Source organism: Nocardia sp. NPDC050697 (assembly GCF_040654395.1).
Lineage (GTDB): Bacteria > Actinomycetota > Actinomycetes > Mycobacteriales > Mycobacteriaceae > Nocardia.
This window is the reverse complement of record NZ_JBFAHY010000003.1, coordinates 246999-269793: the sequence shown is the minus strand read 5'-3', so window position 1 is coordinate 269793 and position 22795 is coordinate 246999. Positions and strand designations below refer to the sequence as shown.

The window sequence follows — 22795 nt, the reverse complement described above, 5'->3', positions numbered from 1 at the left end:
CGATGACCCGCCCGGCCCGTACCCGTCCGACCCGCACCAGGGGGCCGCGCACGGTCACCCTGCCGCAGCTGCTGGCGACCGCGGTCGAGGCGAACCCGGAGGGCGCGGCGCTGGTCTTCGCGGCGGCCGAGGCGAGCGGCGCGCCGCTCAGCTACGCCGAGCTGGACGCCGGCTCCAGCCGGTTGGCCCGGCTGCTGATCGCGCGCGGCATCGGCCCGGAGGACCTGGTCGCGGTCGGCATCCGGCGCTCGGTGCAGTCGGTGCTCGCGGTCTGGGCGGTGGCCAAGACCGGGGCCGGCTTCGTCCCCGTCGACCCGAACTACCCGGCCGACCGGGTGCGGCACATGCTCACCGACTCCGGCGCGGCGCTCGGGCTCACCGTCGCCGCGGCGCGCGCCGCGCTCCCCGACGACACCGAGTGGCTGGTCATCGACGACCCCGCCACCGCCGCCGAGCTGGACGAGCAGGCTGCCGACGCGGTGACCCAGGCCGACCGGGTGCGCCCGGTCCGCGCCGAGCACCCCGCCTACGCCATCTACACCTCGGGCTCCACCGGGCTGCCCAAGGGCGTGGTGGTGACCCAGGCCGGGCTGGCCGGGTTCTGCGCCGAGCAGCGCGAGCGGTACCGGGTGGACGCTGCCTCCCGCACGCTGCACTTCGCCTCGCCCTCGTTCGACGCCTCGGTGCTGGAGCTGCTGCTCGCGCTCGGCGGCGGCGCGACCATGGTGGTGGTCTCGCCGGAGGTCTTCGGCGGGGCCGAGCTGGCCGAGGTGCTGCGCCGCGAGCGCGTCACCCACGCCTTCGTCACCCCGGCCGCGCTGGCCTCGGTCGACCCGGCCGGGCTGGACGCGCTGCGGGTGGTGGTGACCGGCGGCGAGGCCTGCCCGCCCGACCTCGTGCGGCGCTGGGTCACCCCGCTGCCGGACGGCGCGCTGCGCCAGTTCTACAACGCCTACGGCCCCACCGAGGCCACCGTCGCGACCAATATCAGCGCCCCCATGCTGCCCGGCGAGCCGGTGACCATCGGCGCTCCCATCCGCGGCATCGCGGCGCACGTGCTGGACGCCAGGCTCATGCCGGTGCCGGACCGGGTGGCGGGCGAGCTGTACGTCGCCGGCCCCGCGCTGGCCCGCGGCTACCACGGCAAACCCGGCCTCACCGCCACCCGCTTCGTCGCCGACCCGCTCGGCGCCGCAGGCTCCCGGCTCTACCGCACCGGCGACGTGGTGCGCGGCGCGAACGACGGCGAGCTGGAGTACCTGGGCCGCAACGACTTCCAGGTGAAGATCCGCGGCTTCCGGATCGAGCTGGGCGAGATCGACGCGGTGCTCACCGAGCAGGAGTCGGTGGATTTCGCCGCCACCGTCGGGCACGAACTCGACAGCGGCGCAACCGTTCTCGTCTCCTACGTGCGCGCAGCGAGCGGCCGCGAGGTGGACACCGCCGCGCTGCTGAGCGCCGCCGGGCAGCGGCTGCCCGCGCACATGGTGCCCGCGGCGATCGTGGAGCTCGACGCCATCCCGCTCACCCCCGGCGGCAAGCTGGACCGGAGGGCGCTGCCCGCCCCGGTCTTCGCCGCCAGGGAGTTCCGCGCGCCCGCGGGCAGGCTGGAGGAGCTGGTCGCCGGGGTCTACGCGGAGCTGCTGCGCGCCCCGGAGATCGGCGCCGACGACGACTTCTTCGAGCTCGGCGGCAACTCGCTGATCGCCACCCAGGTGATCGCCCGGCTGAACGCCGCGCTGGAGACCAGGATTCCGGTGCCGACGCTCTTCGAGGCGCCGACCGTGGCCGGGCTGGCGCTGCGGCTGGTCGAGTTCACCGAGAACCCGGAGCGGCTCGCGCTCACCGGCGGGCCGCGCCCCGACCGCATCCCGCTCTCCCCGGCCCAGCGCCGCATGTGGTTCCTGAACCGCTTCGACCCGGACTCCACCGCCTACAACATCCCGATCGCGGTCCGCTTCAGCGGCGAGCTGGATGTCGACGCGCTGCGCGCGGCCGTCGCCGACCTGGCCGCCAGGCACGAGGTGCTGCGCACGCTCTACCCGCAGACCGAGGACGGCCCGGTGCAGGTGGTGCTCCCGGTGGCGCAGTCGGTGCCCGAGGTGGAGTACCGCACGGTGGCGCCGGAGCGGCTGCGCGACGCGGTCGGCGAGGTCATCGGCACGCTCTTCGACGTCACCGCCGAGGTGCCGGTGCGGGTGGCGCTGCTCGCGGTGCGGCAGCCCGACGGGCAGCCGCCGGAGCACGCGCTGGCCATGGTGGTGCACCACATCACCGCCGACGGCTCCTCCATCGGCCCGCTCACCCGCGACCTGATGACCGCCTACGTGGCGCGCGCCGGCGGCGCCGCACCGGAGTGGGCGCCGCTGCCGGTGCAGTACGCCGACTACAGCCTGTGGCAGCAGGAGCTGCTCGGCAGCGAGAGCGACCCGGACTCGGTGGCGGCCAGGCAGATCGCCTTCTGGCAGGACGAGCTGGCCGGGCTGCCGGACCAGATCGAGCTGCCCGCCGACCGCCCGCGCCCGGCGGTGCAGTCCTACGCCGGCGGCATGGTCGAGGTGCGGATCGACGCCGAGACGCACCGCGCGCTCGGCGAACTCGCCAGGGCCAACGGCGCCACGCTCTTCATGGTGGTGCACACCGCGCTCGCGGTCTGGGCCGGGCGGCTCTCCGGGGCGGACGACGTCGCCGTCGGCACGCCCATCGCGGGCCGCGACGAGGTGGCGCTGGAGCAGCTCATCGGCATGTTCGTGAACACCCTGGTGTTCCGGACCAGGCTCGATCTCGGCGCGCCCTTCACCGACCTGCTGAAGCGCCAGCGCGACACCGACATCCAGGTCTTCGCACACGCCGACGTGCCCTTCGAGCGGCTGGTCGAGGTGCTCAACCCGGAGCGCTCCACCGCGCGGCACCCGCTCTTCCAGATCGGCCTCTCCTTCCAGAACCTGGCGCCCACCACCCTGGAGCTGCCCGGGCTCACCGTCTCCGGGGTCGATTTCGAGACCGCCATCTCGCAGTTCGACCTGCACTGGATGATCGGCGACGGCTACGACGAGGACGGCGCGCCCGCCGGGATCGGTGGCGTCGTCACCTACGCCACCGCGCTCTTCGACGAGTTCACCGTGCGCGGCTTCGTCGACCGGTTCGTGCGGGTGCTGCGCGCCGTCGCGCAGGCGCCGGAGACGCCGGTCGGCGATCTGCCGCTGCTCCAGCAGCACGAGCGCGACCGGCTGCTGCTGGCCCGCAATGCCACCGCGCACCCGGTGGACCCGGCCGCCACGCTGGTCTCGCTGCTCGACACCGCCGTGGCCGAGCACCCGGCCGCCACCGCGCTCATCGGCCCCGCCGGCGGCACGCTCGACTACGCCGCGCTCGGCGCGCGGGTGAATCGGCTGGCCAGGCACCTGATCTCGCTCGGCGTCGGGCCGGAGAGCAGGGTGGCGCTCGCGCTGCCGCGCTCGGTGGAGCTGGTCGTCGCCATGTACGCGGTCGCGGTGGCGGGCGGCGCCTACGTGCCGCTCGACCCCGCGCAGCCCGCGCAGCGCACCGGCCACGTGCTCGGCACCGCGGCCCCGATCTGCGTCCTCACCGACCGCGCCACCGGCTTCAGCACCCCCGACGCCCCGGTGCTGGTCCTGGACGACCTGCACCTCGACGGCTACGCCGATGGCCCGCTGCCCGATGCCGAGCGGCTCGCGCCGCTGCACCCGGCGAACACCGCCTACGTCATCTTCACCTCCGGCTCCACCGGGCGGCCCAAGGGCGTGGCGGTGCCGCACGGCGCCATCGTCAACCAGCTGCTCTGGAAGCGCGCGGAGTTCCGGCTCGGCGCCGAGGACGCGGTGCTGCTCAAGACCGCCGCCACCTTCGACCTCTCGGTCTGGGAGTTCTGGTCGGCGGTGGTCTGCGGCGGCTCGCTGGTGATCGCGGACGCCGACGGGCACCGCGACCCGAGCTACCTGAACGAGCTCATGGCCAGGGAGAAGGTCACCACGCTGCACGTGGTCCCCTCCATGCTGGACGCGCTGCTCACCGAGGCCGACGGCACGCTGCCCGCCTCGCTGCGCCGGGTGCTCGCCATCGGCGAGGCGCTGCCCGCGGCGGTGGCGCAGCGCTTCCGCCGGGCCAACCCGGCGGAGCTGTTCAACCTGTACGGCCCGACCGAGGCCGCCGTCTCCATCACCGCGCACCGGGTGACCGGCGCCGACCAGCACGCCGTCTCGATCGGCGACCCCGAGTGGAACTGCCAGGTCTACGTGCTGGACCGGCGGCTGAACCCGGTGCCGATGGGGGTGGCGGGGGAGCTGTACCTGGCCGGCGCGCAGCTGGCCCGCGGCTACTTCGGCAGGCCGGAGCTGACCGCCGACCGCTTCGTGGCCAACCCGTTCCGCGCGGGCGACCGCATGTACCGCACCGGCGACCTCGCCGCCTGGAACCCGCTGGGCGAGCTGGAGTACCGCGGCCGCACCGACTTCCAGGTGAAGGTGCGCGGCTTCCGGATCGAGCTGGGCGAGATCGAGGCCGCGCTGCTGGAGCAGCCGGACGTGGCGCAGGTCGCCGTGCTGGCCAAGCCGGGGCCGGAGGGCACCGGCGAGCGGCTGGTGGCCTACCTGGTCGGCAAGGCCCCCGACGTCGACAAGGTGCGCACCGCGCTCGCCGCGCGGCTGCCCAGCTACATGGTGCCCGCAGCCTTCGTGCTGCTGGACGCGCTGCCGCTGACCGTGAACGGCAAGCTGGACCGGGCCGCGCTGCCCGAGCCGCGGGCCGAGCAGGCCGCCTTCCGGGCCCCGGAGGGCCAGGCCGAGCTGGTGCTGGCCGAGGTCTTCACCGAGCTGCTCGGGGTCGAGCGGGTCGGCGCGGACGACGACTTCTTCGCGCTCGGCGGTGATTCCATCGCCTCCATCCAGGTGGTGGCGCGGGCCCGCACCCGCGGCGTCACGATCAGCCCGCGCGAGGTCTTCGAGCACCGCACCGTCGCCGCGCTCGCCGCCGCCGCGACCGCCGAGCCGCCGGACGACGGCCTGCTCCCGCTCACCCCGGACGGGCTGCGGCTGCTCGCCGACGCCCCGGCCGGGATCGAGCTGCGCGCCATCGAGCTGGATGTGCCCGTCGGCACCGCCACCGACCGGGTCTGGGCCGCCGCCGACGGCGTGCTGGCCAGGCACCCCCTGCTCTCCGCCCGGCTGGTCCGCACCGAGGAGGGCGAGCCCGCCTTCGAGCTGGTGCCGCCCGCCGAGCGCGTCGGCGAGGCGTACTGGCTGCTCGACGCCGCCGAGGTGGAGCCGGGCGAGTACGACCAGGTGGTCGAGGCCGTAGCCGCGCAGCTGGATCCGGCCACCGGGGCCAATGTGCGGTTCGTGCTGATCACCCCGGCGCAGCCGGACCAGGGCGGCACGCTGCTCGTGGTCGCCAATGGCCTGGTGATCGATGACGCCGCCTGGCGGATCGTGGTGGACGAGCTGAGCGCGGTGTGGTCCGGCGGGCACGCCGCGCCCCCCGTCACCGGCTCCGGGGCGAGCGGGCTGGTGCGCGCGCTGGCCGCTCGCGCGACCGACCCGGCGACCCTGGCCGAGCTGGAGTGGTGGCGCCGCGCCGTGCCGCGCGGTGGCCGCCTCTACCCCGGCGACCTGCGCATTCGCGGCCGGCTCTCGGCCCGGATCACCAGGGAGGCCGCGGGCGCGGTCGCCACCGTCGCCGACGCCTACCACGCCACCGTCGAGGAGGTGCTGCTCACCGCGCTCGCGCTGGCGCTGGCCGACCCCACCGCGCCGGAGCAGATCGGCACCGTGGTCCGGCTCACCGCCGACGCCAGGGCCGGCGACCCCGCCGACTTCAGCGGCTCCGGCACCGCCGCCGCGGATTTCGTCGCCGCCTGCACCACCACCTACCCGCTCGCGCTGCGGCTCACCGGGATCGACTTCGCCGAGGTGCTGGACGGCGGCCCGGCCGCCGGCGTCGCGCTCGGCCGGGTCAAGGAGATGTGCCGCGCGGTGCCCGCGGGCGGCGTCGGGTTCGGGCTGCTCCGGCACGCCAACCCGGCCACCGCGGGGGAGATCGCCCGGCTGGACCGCGGCCTGCTCGGGCTGCGCTACCGCGACCTGCGCCCGGCCCGGGTGCGGGTGGACTCGCCCGTCGACGACCTGGTGCTCGACCTCACCGTGGACGCCACCCCGGACGGCCTCGTCGCCCGGTTCGACTACGCCGCCGCGGTCCTCGACCTGCCCGATGTGCAGACCTTCGCCGAGCGCTGGGTGCGCGCGCTGGGCGGGCTCGCCGAGCACGGCAGGCACCCGGAGGCGGGCGGCCACACCCCCTCCGACTTCCCGCTGGTCGCGCTGGACCAGCGCGATGTCGACCAGCTCACCAGGGGCTACCCGGAGCTCGCCGATGTCTGGCCGGTGACCCCGCTGCAGTCCGGCATGCTCTTCCACGCGCTGCTCGCCGCCGGCTCGGTGGACGCCTACACCATGCAGTTCGGGCTGCACCTGACCGGGCCGGTGGACGCCACCCGGCTGCGCGCCGCCGCCGAGCTGGTGCTGGTCCGCTACCCGAACCTGCGGGTCGCCTTCGCCGAGGACGGCGCCGGCGAGCCGGTGCAGGTGGTGCTGGACGCGGTCCGGCTGCCCTGGCGCTTCGTCGACCTCGGGCACCTCGCCGAAGGCCCGGCGAACGCCGCGCGGGTCCGGGTGGTCGCCAACGACCTGGCCACCCCGTTCGACATGCACGAGGCGCCGATGCTGCGCTTCACCCTCATCCGCACCGCCGCCGAGCGGCACCAGCTGCTGGTCACCGCGCACCACATCCTGGTGGACGGCTGGTCCATGCCGCTGCTGCTGCGCGACCTGCTCACGGTGTACGCGCTGGTCGGGCGGGTGCGGCGGCCGCTGGGCGAGCCCATCGGCTCGTACCGCGACTACCTGCTCTGGCTCGCCGCGCAGGACCGCGGCGCCGCGCGCTCCGCCTGGCAGGCCGCGCTGAGCGGGATCGACGAACCCACCGCGCTGGTACCCGCGCTGCCGGAGTCCGGGCCGGCCGAGGCCGGAATCGGCGAGGCCGAGTTCACCCTCTCGGTGCCGCGCTCCGAGGCGCTGAGCCGGCTCGCCGCCGAGCTCGGGGTCACGGTGAACACCGTGGTGCAGGCGGCCTGGGGGCTGCTCATCGGGCGCAGCACCGACCGCGACGACGTGGTCTTCGGCGCCACCGTCTCCGGCCGCCCGCCGCAGCTGCCCGGGGTGGAGACGCTGGTCGGGCTGTTCGTGAACACCGTGCCGGTGCGGGTCCGGCTGGCGCCGGGCGCCACCCTGGCCGGGCTGCTGCGCACGCTGCAGCTGGAGCAGGCCGCGCTGCTCGACCACCACCACGTGGGGCTGGCCGAGATCCAGGAGCTCGCCGGGGTCGAGCCGCTCTTCGACACCCTCGTGGTCTTCGAGTCCTTCCCCATCGACAAGGCCGCGCTGGAGCGCGCCGGGCTGGAGCAGCCGGGCGGGATCGACGGCATGCACCTGGCCGGGGTCGACGTCGTCAACAACACGCACTACCCGATCACCGTCATGGTGGTGCCGGGCAGGCAGCTGCAGGTGACGCTGAAGCACCGCAGGGAGGTGGTGAGCGATGCCGCCGCCGCACAGCTCGCCGAGCGCTTCGCCGCGGTGATCGACCGCTTCGTGCGCGACCGCAATGCCAGGGTCGCCGAGGTGAACCTGCTGACCGACGCCGAGCGCACCGCCCTGGCCGCGGCGAACGCCACCGAGGTGCCGGAGTTCCGGGACGAGGCCACCCTGCTCACGCTCTTCGACGCGCAGGTGGCCCGCACCCCCGAGCTGCCCGCCGTGGTCTACGAGGACACCAGGCTCAGCTACAGCGAGCTCGACCTGCTCGCCCGCGCGCTGGCCCAGGTGCTCACCGAGCGCGGGGTGGGGCCGGGCAGCCTGGTCGGCATCGCCATGCGCCGCTCGCTGGAGCTGGTCGCCTCGATCTACGCGGTGCTGCGCACCGGCGCCGCCTACGTCCCGATCGACCCGGACCACCCGGCCGAGCGCAGCGAGTACGTGCTCACCAGCGCGGCCCCGCTCTGCGTGCTGACCACCGCGCGGGACGGCTTCACCACCGCGAGCGAGGTCGAGGTGGTGGAGCTCGACTCGCTCTGGCTGCCCGACCCGGATTCGCTGCAGGCCGAGCCGCCGGCCTCCCCGGCGCTGCCGGACGGCGCCGCCTACGTCATCTACACCTCGGGCTCCACCGGCCGCCCCAAGGGCGTGGTGATCACGCACCGGCAGATGGTGAACCAGTTCCGCTGGGCGCAGTGGACCTACCCGCACGGCGCGGGCGACCTGGTGCTGCACAAGACCCCGATCACCTTCGACATCTCCACCTGGGAGCTGTTCTGGCCGCTGCAGACCGGGGCGACGGTGCTGATCGCGGAGCCGGACGGCCACCGCGACCCCGCCTACCTGCTGCGCGAGCTCACCGAGCGCCGGGTCACCGCGGTGCACTTCGTGCCGTCCATGCTGGCCGCCTTCCTGGACGAGCTGGCCGCGGCGCCGCACCCCGAGCTGCCCGCGCTGCGCTGGGTCTTCGCAGCGGGCGAGGCGCTGAGCGCGGAGCTGGCGGCCCGCTGCGCCGAGCTGCTGCCCGACGCCTACCTGGTGAACTGGTACGGCCCGGCCGAGGTGACGGTAGTGACCGCCTACGCGGTGAGCGGGCGGGCCGGGCGCGGCGGCGTCCCGATCGGCGCGCCGGTGGCGAACACCGAGGCGCTGGTGCTGGACCGGCAGCTGGCGCCGGTGCCGTTCGGCGCCGCGGGCGAGCTGTACATCGCGGGCGTGCAGCTGGCCCGCGGCTACGCCAACGCGCCCGGGCTGACCGCGGAGCGCTTCGTGGCGCACGGCGGCGGCCGGCGGCTCTACCGCACCGGCGACGTGGTGCGCTGGCGGCCGGGCGGCGACGGCGCGCCGGTGCTGGAGTACCTGGGCCGCAGCGACTTCCAGGTCAAGCTGCGCGGCCAGCGGATCGAGCTCGGCGAGATCGAGAGCGTGCTGCTCGGCCACCCGGCCGTGCGGCAGGCCGTGGTCACGCTGGTGCGCGGTGAGACCGGCGACCGGCTGGTCGGCTACCTGGTGCCGGAGCCGGGCGCGGGCGACGCGCAGCGCGCGGTGCTCGCGCACGCACGGGCGTCGCTGCCCTCGTACATGGTGCCGTCGGCGCTGGTGCTGCTGGACGCCATGCCGCTGAATGCCAGCGGCAAGCTGGACCGCAGGGCGCTGCCCGCGCCCGAGCTCTCCTCCCGGCCGTACCGTGCCGCGCTCTCGCCGCTGGAGCAGACCGTGGCCGGGCTCTTCGCCGAGGTGCTGGAGCTGCCGCGGGCCGGGATGGACGACGACTTCTTCGAGCTCGGCGGGAACTCGCTGCTCGCCACCAGGCTGGTCGCGCGGCTGCGCGCGGTCACCGGCGTCGATGTCCGGGTGCAGTGGCTCTTCGCCGATGCCACGGTCGCCGCGGTCACCACCCGGGTGCGCGCGGTCTCGGCGGGCCAGGACGAGCCCGAGCACGATTCCGACGCCGCGCTCGGCGTGCTGCTCCCGCTGCGTGGCTCCGGGAGCCGGGAGCCGCTCTTCTGCCTGCACCCCATGTACGGCCTGGCCTGGAGCTACGCCGGGCTCGCCGCGCACATCGACCAGGACCGGCCGCTGCTCGGCATCCAGTCGCCCGCGCTCACCGAGGACGGCTACCTGGCCGGCTCGCTGCCGGAGATCGCCGAGCGGTACCTGGCCGAGATCCGCGCGGTGCAGCCGCACGGGCCGTACCACCTGCTCGGCTGGTCGCTCGGCGGCATCGTCGCGCACGCCATCGCGACCACGCTGCAGGCCGAGGGCGAGGAGGTCGCGCTGCTCGCCATGCTGGACAGCCACCATGAGATCGACCTCTCCGACTTCCGCGCGGCGCTGCGCGCCGCGCTCGGCGAACTCGGCATCGACGACGCGGTGCTCGGCGCGCTCCCGGACGACCCCGACCACGACCTCACCGAGCTACCGGACGCGGCGCTCGCCCTGCTGCACGCCGCGGTGCCCGCCGAGGCCGCGGTGCTCACCCCCGAGCGGGTGCGGCGGATCTACCGCAACGCGGTACGCTCCGCCGAGTTGATCAATCGGTATCGGCCCCAGGTGTTCCGCGGTGCGCTGCAGTACTTCAGCGCCGCCGTCGACCCGCGCCCCGGCGCGGCGGAGGCGTGGTTGCCGTACGTGGACGGCGAGGTCGTCGACCGGCCGGTCGACGCCACGCACGACCAGATGGCGGAACCCCGCGCGCTCGCCGAGATCGGGCCGCAGCTGAACCGGCTGCTGGATCGTCGCTGATCCGGTAGCCGGGCGCTCGCTGATCGAGCGTCCACTGGCATCCTGACCGGCCATGCGCGGGATAGCAAGTCAGCCGTTCGGGTGACCCGAGTCTCAGGGGCCAGCTTGCGCATTTCGCGGGGCAACCGGCACCCTGGAGGGCGGTCGGCCTCGACAGCGGGTTCGATCAGGCGATTTATCCCCACATGAAGTGGTGAACTGCGGGTAGGAGTCCATCGCACGCGTTGTCGCGGCGATAGGGAATGTTCATCACCGCATACTCGCGTGGGGTCTCCGGTGCGTGCAGTGCTCTTCGATGATGGGCGGGTAATCGTGTTGCTGACTGGTGTGCGAGAGGGAAGCTGGATCGGCGGGGGGTTCCGCGCGTGACCAGCTCGACCCGAACCAGGCCCACCCGGACCCGGCGCGCCCGGCTGGTCGCGCTGCCGCAGCTCATGGCCGCGGCCGTCGAGGCGAACCCGACCGGCACCGCCGTGGTCTTCGCCGGGGCGGAGCGGAGCTACGGCAGCCTCGGCTACGCCGAGCTCGACGAGCGCTCGAACCGGCTGGCCCGGCTGCTGCTCGACCGCGGCATCGGCCCCGGCGACCTGGTGGCGATCGGCATCCCGCGCTCGCCGGAGTCGGTGCTCGCCGTCTGGGCGGTGGCCAAGACCGGGGCCGGGTTCGTCCCGGTCGACCCGCGCTACCCGAGCGACCGGGTGGCCTACATGGTGCGCGACTCCGGCGCGGTGCTCGGGCTCACCGTGACCGCCGAGCGCGCCGAGCTACCCGGCGAGGTCGAGTGGCTGGCCATCGATACCCCGGCGGCGCAGCGCTTCTCGCTGGAGCCGATCTCCTCCGCGGACCGCCCGCGCTACCTGCGCGCGGCCGACGCCGCCTACGTCATCTACACCTCGGGCTCCACCGGCCGCCCCAAGGGCGTCGTCGTCACCCAGGCCGGGCTCAAGGGGTTCTGCGACGAGCAGCACGAGCGGTACCGGGTCGGCGCCGAGTCCAGGACGCTGCACTTCGCCTCGCCCTCCTTCGACGCCTCGGTGCTGGAGCTGCTGCTCGCGCTCGGCGGCACCGCGACCATGGTGGTGGTGGACCCGGCCATCGTCGGCGGGGACGAGCTGGCCGGGCTGCTGCGCCGGGAGCGGGTGACGCACGCCTTCATCACCCCGGCGGTGCTCGCCTCGCTCGACCCCGCCGGGCTGGACGAGCTGCGCGTGGTGGTCGCCGGTGGCGAGGCGTGCCCGCCGGAGCTGGTGCGGCGCTGGGTGCGGCCGCGCGGCAACGGCCGGTTCCGCGAGTTCTACAACGGCTACGGCCCCACCGAGACCACCATCATGACCAATATCAGCAACCCGCTGGTGCCCGGCGAGACGGTCACCATCGGGGCGCCGATCCGGCGCGTGCTGGAGTACGTGCTGGACGAGCGGCTCGGCCCGGTGCCGGAGGGGGTGGCGGGGGAGCTGTACATCACCGGCGCGCAGCTGGCCCGCGGCTACCACGAGCGGCGCGGGCTCACCGCGGCGCGCTTCGTGGCGAATCCGTTCGGGGAGAACGGCTCCCGGCTCTACCGCACCGGCGACCTGGTGCGCCGGCTCCCCTCCGGGGATGTCGAGTACCTGGGGCGCAACGACTTCCAGGTGAAGATCCGCGGCTTCCGGATCGAGCTCGGCGAGATCGACGCGGTGCTGGCCGCGCACGGGTCGGTGGATTTCGCGGTGACCACCGGGGTCGCGCAGGCGACCGGGGCCACTGTGCTCGTCGGCTACGTGCACGCGGCGTCCGGCGCCGCCGTCGACGTGCCGGAGCTGACGGCCTGGGCCGAGTCCCGGCTGCCCGCGCACATGGTGCCGACCGCCATCGTCGTGCTCGATGCCATCCCGCTGACCCCGGTCGGCAAGCTGGACCGGGCCGCGCTGCCCGCGCCGGTGCTGGAGCACCGCGCCTACCGCGCCCCGGAGACGCCGGTGCAGCGGGTGGTCGCCGGGGTGATCGCGGCGGTGCTCGGCACCGACGGGATCGGGCTGGACGACGACTTCTTCGAGCTCGGCGGCAACTCGCTGCTCGCCACCCAGGTCGCGGCGCGGATCGGCGCCGAGCTGGATACCCGGGTCCCGGCGCGGGCGCTGTTCGAGCACAGCACGGTGGCCGGGCTGGCGGCCGCGGCGGAGCGGCTCGCGGGCCGCGGCGCCCGCCCCGCGCTCACCGCGGGGCCGCGGCCCGCGCGGATTCCGCTCTCGCCCGCGCAGCAGCGCATGTGGTTCCTGAACCGCTTCGACCGCGGGTCGGCGGCGTACACCATCCCGGTCGCGGTGCGGCTGCGCGGCGCGGTGCGGGCCGAGGCGCTGACCCTGGCCATCGCCGACGTGGTGCGGCGGCACGAGGTGCTGCGCACGGTCTACCCGGAGACCGAGACCGGGCCGGTGCAGGTGGTGCTGCCCGCGAGCGCGGTGCCGGAGCCGACCGTTCGCGCGCTGGATGCCGCGGAGCTGCGCGCCGCGCTGACCGCGCTGATCGCCGCCCCCTTCGACGTCACCACCGAGGTGCCGCTGCGGGTCGCGCTCTTCGAGCTCGGCGCCGACGAGTGGGTGCTGGCCATGGCGATCCACCACGTCAGCGCCGACGGCTCCTCGATCGCCCCGCTGACCAGGGATCTCATGGTGGCCTACGCTGCCCGCGCCGCGGGGGCGGAGCCGGGCTGGGCGCCGCTGCCGGTGCAGTACGCCGACTACAGCATCTGGCAGCGCGAGCTGCTCGGCGCCGAGGACGACCCGGGCTCGGTCGCGGCCGCGCAGATCGCGCACTGGCGCAGCGCGCTCGCCGGCCTACCCGAGCAGCTGGAGCTGCCCGCCGACCGGCCGCGGCCGCCGGTGCAGTCGCTCGCGGGCAGCTCGGTGCCGGTGCGGATCCCGGCCGCGACGCACTTGGCGCTGACCGAGCTGGCCAGGGCCGAGGGCGCGACGCTCTTCATGGCGCTGCACACCGCGTTCGCCGTGCTGCTCGCCCGGCTGGCCGGCACCGACGACGTGGCGGTCGGCACGCCGATCGCGGGCCGCGGCGACGCCGTCCTGGACGACCTCATCGGCATGTTCGTGAACACCCTGGTGCTGCGCACCAGGGTGGCGCCGGGCGAGCGCTTCGACGCGGTGCTCGCCAGGCAGCGGGAGAGCGATATCCAGGCCTTCGCCAACGCCGACGTGCCGTTCGAGCGGCTGGTCGAGGTGCTCGACCCGGCCCGCTCGCAGGCCAGGCACCCGCTCTTCCAGGTCGGGCTGTCGTTCCAGAACTTCGGCACCACCGAGTTCGAGCTGCCCGGGCTCACGCTCTCCGGGCTCGACCTGGATATCGAGCTGTCCCAGTTCGACCTGCACCTGGTGGTGAGCGACGCGTACGCGGCCGACGGCGCGCCCGCGGGCATCTCCGGCGTGCTCACCTACGCGACCGCGCTCTTCGACCGGGAGACCGCCGAGCGGCTGGTGGAGCGCTTCCTCCGGCTGCTCGACGCGGTGCTCGCCGACCCCGCGATCCCGGTCGGCGACATCCCGCTGCTCGACGCCGGCGAGCGGCACCGCGCCCACGCCTGGAACGACACCGCGCACCCGGTGCGCTGGACCCGGCTGCACCAGGGCTTCGACGAGCGCGCCGCCGCCACCCCGGCGGCCGTGGCGCTGGCGGGGGAGTTCGGCGAGGTCGGCTACGGCGAGCTGGCGGCCGCGGCGAACCGGGTGGCGCACCTGCTGCGCGCCGAGGGCGTCGGCCCGGAGACGCAGGTGGTGCTGGCGCTGCCGCGCGGCCCCGAGCTGGTCACCGCCATGCTCGGGGTGCTGCGGGCCGGCGGCGCCTTCGTCCCGCTCGACCCCGCGCACCCGGCCGACCGGGTGCGGCACATCCTCGACACCACCCGCCCGGCGGTGCTCATCACCGCGCCCGGGGTGGATCTCCCGGTCGACCCGCGGACCACCGTGCTGACCGTGGCCGACGCCGCGGGGCAGCCCGCCGACCCGCTGCCGCAGGACACCGTGCCGGAGCACCCGGCCTACACCCTCTTCACCTCCGGCTCCACCGGACGGCCCAAGGGCGTGACCGTGCCGCACGGCGCCGCCGCGAACCAGATCGCCTGGCTGGTGGCGGAGTACGGCATCGGCCCCGACGACGGCTACCTGCAGAAGACCGCGCCCACCTTCGACCTCTCCATCTGGGGCTTCTTCGCGCCGCTCGCGGCGGGCGCGCGCATGGTGCTCGCGGCGGAGGGCGGGCAGCGCGACGCCGGGTACATCGCGGAGCTGATCGGCAAGTACGGCGTCACCGTCACCGATTTCGTGCCCTCGCTGCTCGCGGTCTTCGCCCAGCACGCGCGGCCGGAGGAGCTGGCCGGGCTGCGCGACGTCCTCGCCATCGGCGAGGCGCTGCACCCGGAGACGGTGGCGGCGTTCGCGCGGGTGAGCCCGGCCCGGCTGCACAACCTGTACGGCCCCACCGAGGCCGCGGTCTCGATCACCGCGCACCCGGTGACCGAGCGCGACACCGCGGTGGTGCCGATCGGCGCGCCGGAGTGGAACAGCACCGCGCACGTGCTCGACGCGCGGCTGCGGCCGGTGCCGCCCGGTGTGCGCGGCGAGCTCTACCTGGGCGGCGCGCAGCTGGCGCGCGGCTACGCGGGCCGCCCCGAGCTGACCGCAGAGCGCTTCGTCGCCGACCCGTTCGGGGCCGGGACCCGCCTCTACCGCACCGGCGACCTGGTGACCCGGCGCGCCGACGGCGAGCTGGTCTACGCGGGCCGCGCCGACTTCCAGGTCAAGTTCCGCGGCCAGCGCATCGAACTCGGCGAGATCGAGACGGCGCTGCGCGGCGTGCCGGGGGTGGCGCAGGCGGTCGTGCTGGTGGCCGACGGCGACGTGGGCCAGTTCCTGGCCGGGTACGTGGTACCCGCGCCCGGCCGCGACCTCGACGGCGACGCGGTGCGGGATGCGGTGCGCGGCGCGGTCCCCGGGTACATGGTGCCCTCCGTGGTCACCGTGCTGCCGCGGCTCCCGCTCAACCCGTCCGGGAAGCTCGACCGGAAGGCGCTGCCGGTACCGGCTTTCCGGGCGCGGGAGTTCCGCGCGCCGGTGACTCCGGTGGAGGAGACGGTGGCCGGGGTCTTCGCCGAGGTGCTGCGGCTGGAGCGGGTCGGGCTGGACGACGACTTCTTCGAGCTCGGCGGCAACTCGCTGCTCGCCACCCAGGTGGCGGCCCGGCTCGGCGCCGCGCTCGACACCACGCTGCCGGTGCGCGCGCTCTTCGAGGCGGGCAGCGTGGCCGCGCTCGCCGCCAGGGCCGAGCAGCACGCGGGCAGCGGCGGCCGCCCCGCGCTGACCGCGGGGCAGCGCCCCGACCCGGTGCCGCTCTCGCTGGCCCAGCAGCGCATGTGGTTCCTGAACCGCTTCGACCCGGCCGCCGCGGTCTACAACATCCCCATCGCGGTCCGGCTCAGCGGCGACCTCGACACCGCCGCGTTGGCGCTGGCCGTGCGCGACCTGGTCGCCAGGCACGAGGTGCTGCGCACCGTCTACCCGGAGTCCGCCGACGGCCCCGCCCAGCGGGTGCTGCCCGCCGACGCGGCGGTGGGCGGGCTCTACCCGGTGGCGGTGCGCCCCGCCGAGGTGGCGGCGCGGGTGACCGGGATCGTCACCGCCGGTTTCGATGTCACCGCGGAGGTGCCGCTGCGGATCGCGCTCTTCGAGGTGGCGGGGACCGCCGAGTACGTGCTGGTCTTCGTCGCGCACCACATCGCCGCCGACGGCTGGTCGGTGGGGCCGCTGACCCGCGATCTCATGGTCGCGTACGCCGCGCGGTCGGCCGGAGCCGCGCCGGAGTGGGCGCCGCTGCCGGTGCAGTACGCGGACTTCAGCGTCTGGCAGCGGGAGCTGCTCGGCGCCGAGGACGACCCGTCCAGCCTGCTCGCCCAGCAGACCGGGTACTGGCGGGAGGCGCTGGCCGGGCTGCCGGACGAGCTGGCGCTGCCCACCGACCGGCCGCGGCCGAGCGCCGCGCAGTTCGCCGGGGCGAGCCTGGATTTCGAGATCCCCGAGGAGCTGCACCGCGGCCTCCGGCTGCTCGCCGCCGAGCACCACGCCACGCTCTTCATGGTGCTGCAGGCCGGGCTGGCCGTGCTGCTCGCCCAGCTCTCCGGCGGCGACGACATTCCCATCGGCACCCCGGTGGCGGGGCGCGGCGAGGCCGAGCTGGACGACCTCATCGGCATGTTCGTCAATACCCTGGTGCTGCGCACCGCGGTGGCGCCGGAGGAGGGCTTCGGCGCGCTGCTGCACCGGGTGCGGGAGACCGACCTCGCCGCCTTCGCGCACGCCGACGTGCCGTTCGAGCGGCTGGTCGAGGTGCTGGCGCCGCCGCGCTCGCAGGCCAGGCACCCGCTCTTCCAGACCGCGCTGACCCTGGTCAACGCGCCCATGACCGAGTTCGAGCTGCCCGGCCTCCGGGTCACCGGCATCGAACCGCCCGCGCAGCCCGCCAAGTTCGACCTGCAGTGGACGCTGCAGGAGCGGCGCGCCGGGGCGGGCGCGCCCGGTGGCATCGCGGGTTCGGTGATCTACGCGACCGAGCTCTTCGACGCCGATACGGTGCGGGCGTTCACCGAGCGGTTCGTGCGGGTGCTGGCCGCGGCGGTGGCCGATGCCGAGGCGCCGGTCGGCTCGATCGAGCTGCTCGACCCCGCCGAGCGCGCCGACCTGGTGTCCCGGGCCTGCCCCGCGCCACCGGCGCCGCGGCTGCTGCCCGAGCTCTTCACCGCCGGTGCGCCCGCCGCGCACGCGGTGGTCTTCGAGGGGCGCGGCCTGACCTACGCGGAGCTGAACGAGCGCGCGAACCGGCTGGCCCGCCTGCTGATCGCGGCGGGGATCGGCGCCGAGGACGTGGTGGCGCTGGCGATTCCGCGCTCGCTCGAATCGGTGGTCGCGCTCGCGGCAGTATCGAGGACCGGCGCGGCCTTCCTGCCGATCGACTCCAGGAACCCGGTCGACCGCATCGCCTTCATGATCGCCGATTCCGGCGCGCGGATCGGGCTGACCACGAGCGGCGTGCGCGCGGCGCTGCCCGGCACGACCTGGTGGCTGGTGCTGGAGGACCTGGACACCCGGGGCTTCGACGGCGCCCCGGTCACCGACGCCGACCGGCGCGTGCCGCTGCACCCCGACCACCCCGTGCACATCATCTACACCTCGGGCTCCACCGGCCGCCCCAAGGGCGTCGTGGTGAGCCACCGGGCGCTGGCGAACTTCGCCGCGGACCAGGACCGGCGCTTCGCGCTGAGCGCCAGGACCAGGGCGCTGCACTTCGCCTCGCCCTCCTTCGACGCCTCGCTGCTGGAGCTGTTCCTGGCGATCCTGCGCGGCGGGACGCTGGTGGTGGTGCCGCAGAGCGTCTACGGCGGCGGGGAGCTCTCCGAGCTGATCCGCGAGCAGCGGGTGACGCACGCCGTCATCCCGCCCGCGGCGCTCGCCACCTTCGACCCGTCCGGGTTGAACACGCTGCGGGTGGTGATCGCCGGGGGCGAGGCAAGCCCGCCGGAGCTCATCGCCCGCTGGGCGGTGCCGCTGGCCGACGGCACGGTGCGCGCGTACCACAACGGCTACGGCCCCACCGAGACCACGGTGTGCAGCAATACCAGCGCGCCGCTGCTGCCCGGCGCGACGGTGACCATCGGCGGACCGCAGGACGGCACCCAGTCGCTGGTGCTGAACGCGCGGCTGCAACCGGTGCCGGTCGGCGTCTCCGGCGAGCTGTACATCGGCGGGGTGCAGCTGGCCCGCGGCTACCACGCGCGGCCCGGGCTCACCGCCGACCGCTTCGTCGCCAACCCGTACCGGAGCGGCGAGCGCATGTACCGCACCGGCGACGTGGTGCGCTGGACCCGCTCCGGCGAGGTCGAGTACGTGGGCCGCTCGGACTTCCAGGTGAAGATCCGCGGTTTCCGGATCGAGCTGGGCGAGATCGATGCCGCGCTGGCCGCGCACCCGAGCGTGGACTTCGCGGTCACCATCGGCCACCGCGGCGAGTCCGGGGTCGCGAACCTGGTCTCCTACGTCGTCGCCGCGCGCGGCCGCACCGTCGACACCGGCGAGCTGACCGCGCACCTGCGCGAGACGCTGCCCGGCTACATGGTCCCGGCCGCCGTCATGGTGCTGGACCGGCTGCCGCTGACCACCGTCGGCAAGCTGGACCGGAAGGCGCTGCCCGCCCCGGTCTTCCGCTCCGAGGTCGCGTTCCGCGCCCCGCGCACGCCGATCGAGCAGACCGTCGCCGATGTCTTCGGCCGGGTGCTCGGCGTCGAGCGGGTCGGGCTGGACGACGACTTCTTCGCGCTCGGCGGCAACTCGCTGCTCGCCACCCGGGTGGCCGCCCGGATCGGCGCCGCGCTGAACTCCCGGGTGCTGGTCCGCACGCTCTTCGAGGCCGCGACCGTCGCGGAGCTGGCCGCGGTGCTGGAGCGGGCGGCGGGAACGGGTGCCCGCCCCGCCCTGGTCGCGCGGGAGCGGCCGGAGCGGATTCCGCTCTCGCTCGCGCAGCAGCGCATGTGGTTCCTGAACCGCTACGACCCCGAGTCCGCGGTGTACAACGTGCCGATCGCGGTCCGGCTGACCGGCGAGCTCGATATCGCCGCGCTCGAGGCCGCGATCACCGACCTGCTGCGGCGGCACGAGGTGCTGCGCACCGTGTACCCGGAGACCGCGGAGGGCCCGGTGCAGCGGGTGCTCGAGGTCGAGCGGGCGATCGGCGCCGGGCTGCCGGTGTCGGAGGTGGCGCCCGACGAGCTGCCCGCCCGGGTGGCGGCCGCGGTCACCGCCGGCTTCGACGTGACGGCGGAGGTGCCGCTGCGGGTGGCGCTCTTCCGGATCACCGGCGCGGACGAGTTCGTGCTGGTCTTCGTGGCACACCACATCGCCGCCGACGGCTGGTCGGTGGGGCCGCTCACCCGTGACGTCATGGTGGCGTACGCGGCAAGGGCGGCCGGGACGGCGCCGGAGTGGACGCCGCTGCCGGTGCAGTACGCGGATTACAGCCTCTGGCAGCGGGCGCTGCTCGGCGCCGAGAGCGACCCGTCGAGCCCGGCCGCGGTGCAGACCGGGTACTGGCGGAGCGCGCTGGCCGGGCTGCCGGTCGAGCTGGAGCTGCCGCTGGACCGGCCGCGCCCGGAGGCCGCCGGCTTCGCCGGGGCCGGGCACACCGTCGTCATCGACGCCGAGCTGCACCGCGCGCTGCTCGACCTCGCCGCCGGCCACGGCGCGACGCTCTTCATGGTCGCCCAAGCCGCGCTCGCGGTGCTGCTCGCGCGGCTCTCCGGCAGCGGCGATATCGCCATCGGCACGCCGGTGGCCGGGCGCGGCGAGGCCGAGCTGGACGATCTGATCGGCATGTTCGTCAATACCCTGGTGCTGCGCACCCCGGTGGCCGGGCGGGACTCCTTCGAGGCCGTGCTGCGCCGGGTCAGGGACACCGACCTGGCGGCCTTCGCGCACGCCGACGTGCCCTTCGAGCGGCTGGTGGAGGTGCTCGACCCGCCGCGCTCGCAGGCCAGGCACCCGCTCTTCCAGGTCGCGCTCTCGCTGGCCGACCTGCCCGCCGCGGAGTTCGCGCTGCCCGGGCTGACCATCGCCGGGCTGGCGGCGGATGCCCACGTCGCCAAGTTCGACCTGCACTGGAACCTCACCGAGCTGCCCGGCACCGGTGGCATCGCGCTCGGCATCAACTACGCCACCGACCTCTTCGACGCCGCCACCGTCGCCACCTTCGCCGAGCGGTACCTGCGGGTGCTGCGCGCCGTCGTCGCCGACGCCGGCGCGCCGACCGGCGATATCGACCTGCTCGACGACCGCGACCGCGCGCTGCTCACCGAGGCCGCCGCGGCCCCGGCCGACCCGTGCGGCACCCTGCCCGAGCTCTTCGCCGCCGCGGTGGCGGCGCACGGGCAGGCACCGGCGGTGAGCCTCGGCGCCGAGACGCTGACCTACGCCGACCTGGACCGGCGCTCCACCGTGCTGGCCCGGCGGCTCGTCGCCGCGGGCGCGGGCCCGGAGACACTGGTCGCGGTGCTCCTCCCGCGCTCGCCGGAGCTGGTGGTCGCGCTGCTCGCGGTGCTCAAGGCCGGCGCGGGGTACGTGCCGATCGACCCGGCCTACCCGGCCGAGCGCATCGCCTACGTCCTCGCCGACGCGCGCCCGGCGAGCGTCGTAATAGCCCCCGGCGCCGAGGTCGAGCTGCCGCCCGGGCTGCCGGTGATCGAGGCCGCCGGCTCGGACGAGGGCGACGCCGAGCCGTTCACCGGCCCCGCACCGCACCCGGACAGCACCGCGTACGTCATCTACACCTCCGGCTCCACCGGCCGCCCCAAGGGCGTGGCGGTGCCGCACCGGAATGTGCTCCGGCTGCTGGCGAATACCGCCGGGGAGTTCGGCTTCGGCCCGGACGACGTCTGGACCCTGTTCCACTCCTTCGCCTTCGACTTCTCGGTCTGGGAGCTGTGGGGCGCGCTGGCCTTCGGCGGCGAGCTGGTCGTGGTCGACCAGGCCACCGCGCGCTCGCCGGAGCAGTTCCTGGAGCTGCTGCGCGCGAAGCGGGTGACGGTGCTCAACCAGACGCCGTCCGCCTTCTACCAGCTCGCCGAGGCCGAGCGGGCGAGCGAGGGGCCGCTCGCCCTGCGCTCCGTGATCTTCGGCGGCGAGGCGCTGGAGCCGCGCCGCCTGGCCGGGTGGGTCGCCAGGCACGGCGACCGCGCGCCGCGGCTGGTGAACATGTACGGCATCACCGAGACCACCGTGCACGTCACCCACCGCCCGCTCGACGCCGCCACCGTCGTGGCCGGCGCGGGCAGCGTCGTCGGCCGGGCCATCCCCGGCCTGGACGTGCGGCTGCTCGACGACCGGCTGCGGCCGGTGCCGATCGGGGTCGCGGGGGAGATGTACGTCGGCGGCGGCCAGCTCGCCCGCGGCTACCTGGGCCGCCCCGGCCTCACCGCCGCCCGCTTCGTCGCCGGGCCGGACGGCACCCGCCGGTACCGCTCCGGCGACCGCGCCCGCTGGACCGGGGCCGGTGAGCTGGAGTACCTCGGCCGCGCCGACGACCAGGTCAAGGTGCGCGGCTTCCGCATCGAGCCGGGCGAGATCGAGGCGGCGCTGCTGGCGCAGGACGGGGTCGCGCAGGCCGCGGTGGTGGTGCGCACCGACCAGCCGGGCGACGCCAGGATTGTGGCCTACGTGGTCGCCGCCGCCGTCGACCCGGGCGCCCTGCGCACCGGCCTCGCCGAGCTGCTGCCCGGCTACATGATCCCCTCGGCCTTCGTCCCGGTCGACGCGATTCCGCTCACCGTCAACGGCAAGCTCGACCGCCGCGCCCTGCCCGCCCCGAGCTACGCCACCCGCGAGTTCCGGGCCCCCGCCACCCCGGCCGAGGAGACCGTGGCCGCGGTCTTCGCCGAGGTGCTCGGCGCCGAGCGGGTCGGCGCCGACGACGACTTCTTCGAGCTGGGCGGCAACTCCCTGATCGCCACCCGGGTCGTCACCCGGCTGCGCGAGCGCACCGGAACGGAGGTGCGGGTCGCGGTGTTCTTCGACGACCCGACCGTGGCGGGGCTCGCGGCCCGGCTGGCCGCGGCCGACTCCGGCGACGAGGCCGCCATGGGCGTCCTGCTGCCGATCCGCCGCACCGGCGGCGAGCCACCGCTCTTCTGCTTCCACCCCTACACCGGCCTGGCCTGGAGCTTCGCCGGGCTCACCCGCTTCCTCCGCGCCGACCAGCCGGTCTTCGGGTTGCAGACCCCCGCGCTGACCGAGGACGACTGGCACCCGGACTCGATCGACGACTTCGTCACCCGGTACCTCACGGAGATCAGGAAGGTGCAGCCGGAGGGGCCGTACCGGCTGCTCGGCTGGTCGATCGGCGGGGTGCTCGCGCACGCCGCCGCAGTGCGGCTGCAGCGGGAGGGCGCCGAGGTCGAGCTGCTCGCCGTGCTCGACGGCACGCCCGCGGTGGACTTCGCCGACTTCCGGCGCGCGGTGCGCGCGGCCTTCGCCGAGGTCGGGATCGCGCCGGAGGCGCTGCCACCCGAGGCGGACCTGGGCGACCTCAGCGATCAGGCGCTGGCGGCGCTGGCCGCGGCGATCCCCGCCGAGCTGGCGGCGCTCGACGCCGCCCGGCTGCGCCGCATCTACCGCGGCGCCATGAGCGTGGTCGAGCTGGCCGGCCGGTACGACCCCGGCGTCTTCCGCGGCCGGATCGAGTTCTTCCGCGCCACCCGGCTGGATCCCGGCGGCGTGCTCGTCGACCCCGCCGACTGGCAGCCCCACACCGACACCCCCGTCGCCGACCACCCCGTCGACACCTCGCACCTGCTCATGACCACCCCGGAGGCGCTCGCCCGCATCGCACCCCGATTGACCGAGATCCTCGATAAATAGCGC

At 75.2% G+C, this 22795-nt stretch carries 2 protein-coding genes; both read left to right on the top strand.

Annotated features, from left to right (window positions below):
• Positions 1-2: 2 nt before the first annotated feature.
• Complete coding sequence (locus AB0H71_RS12785; RefSeq protein ID WP_357018956.1) at positions 3-10352, top strand: amino acid adenylation domain-containing protein; 10350 nt, start codon at positions 3-5, stop codon at positions 10350-10352.
• A 365-nt stretch (positions 10353-10717) separates the two neighbouring features.
• Positions 10718-22792: an amino acid adenylation domain-containing protein gene (locus tag AB0H71_RS12780; protein WP_357018953.1), complete on the top strand. Its 12075-nt coding sequence runs from the start codon at positions 10718-10720 to the stop codon at positions 22790-22792.
• Positions 22793-22795 lie beyond the last annotated feature (3 nt).

Excerpts from the sequence above, each read along its gene's own strand:
- AB0H71_RS12785 (WP_357018956.1), top strand. The coding sequence starts at position 3 with ATGACCCGCCCGGCCCGTACCCGTCCGACCCGCACCAGGGGGCCGCGC.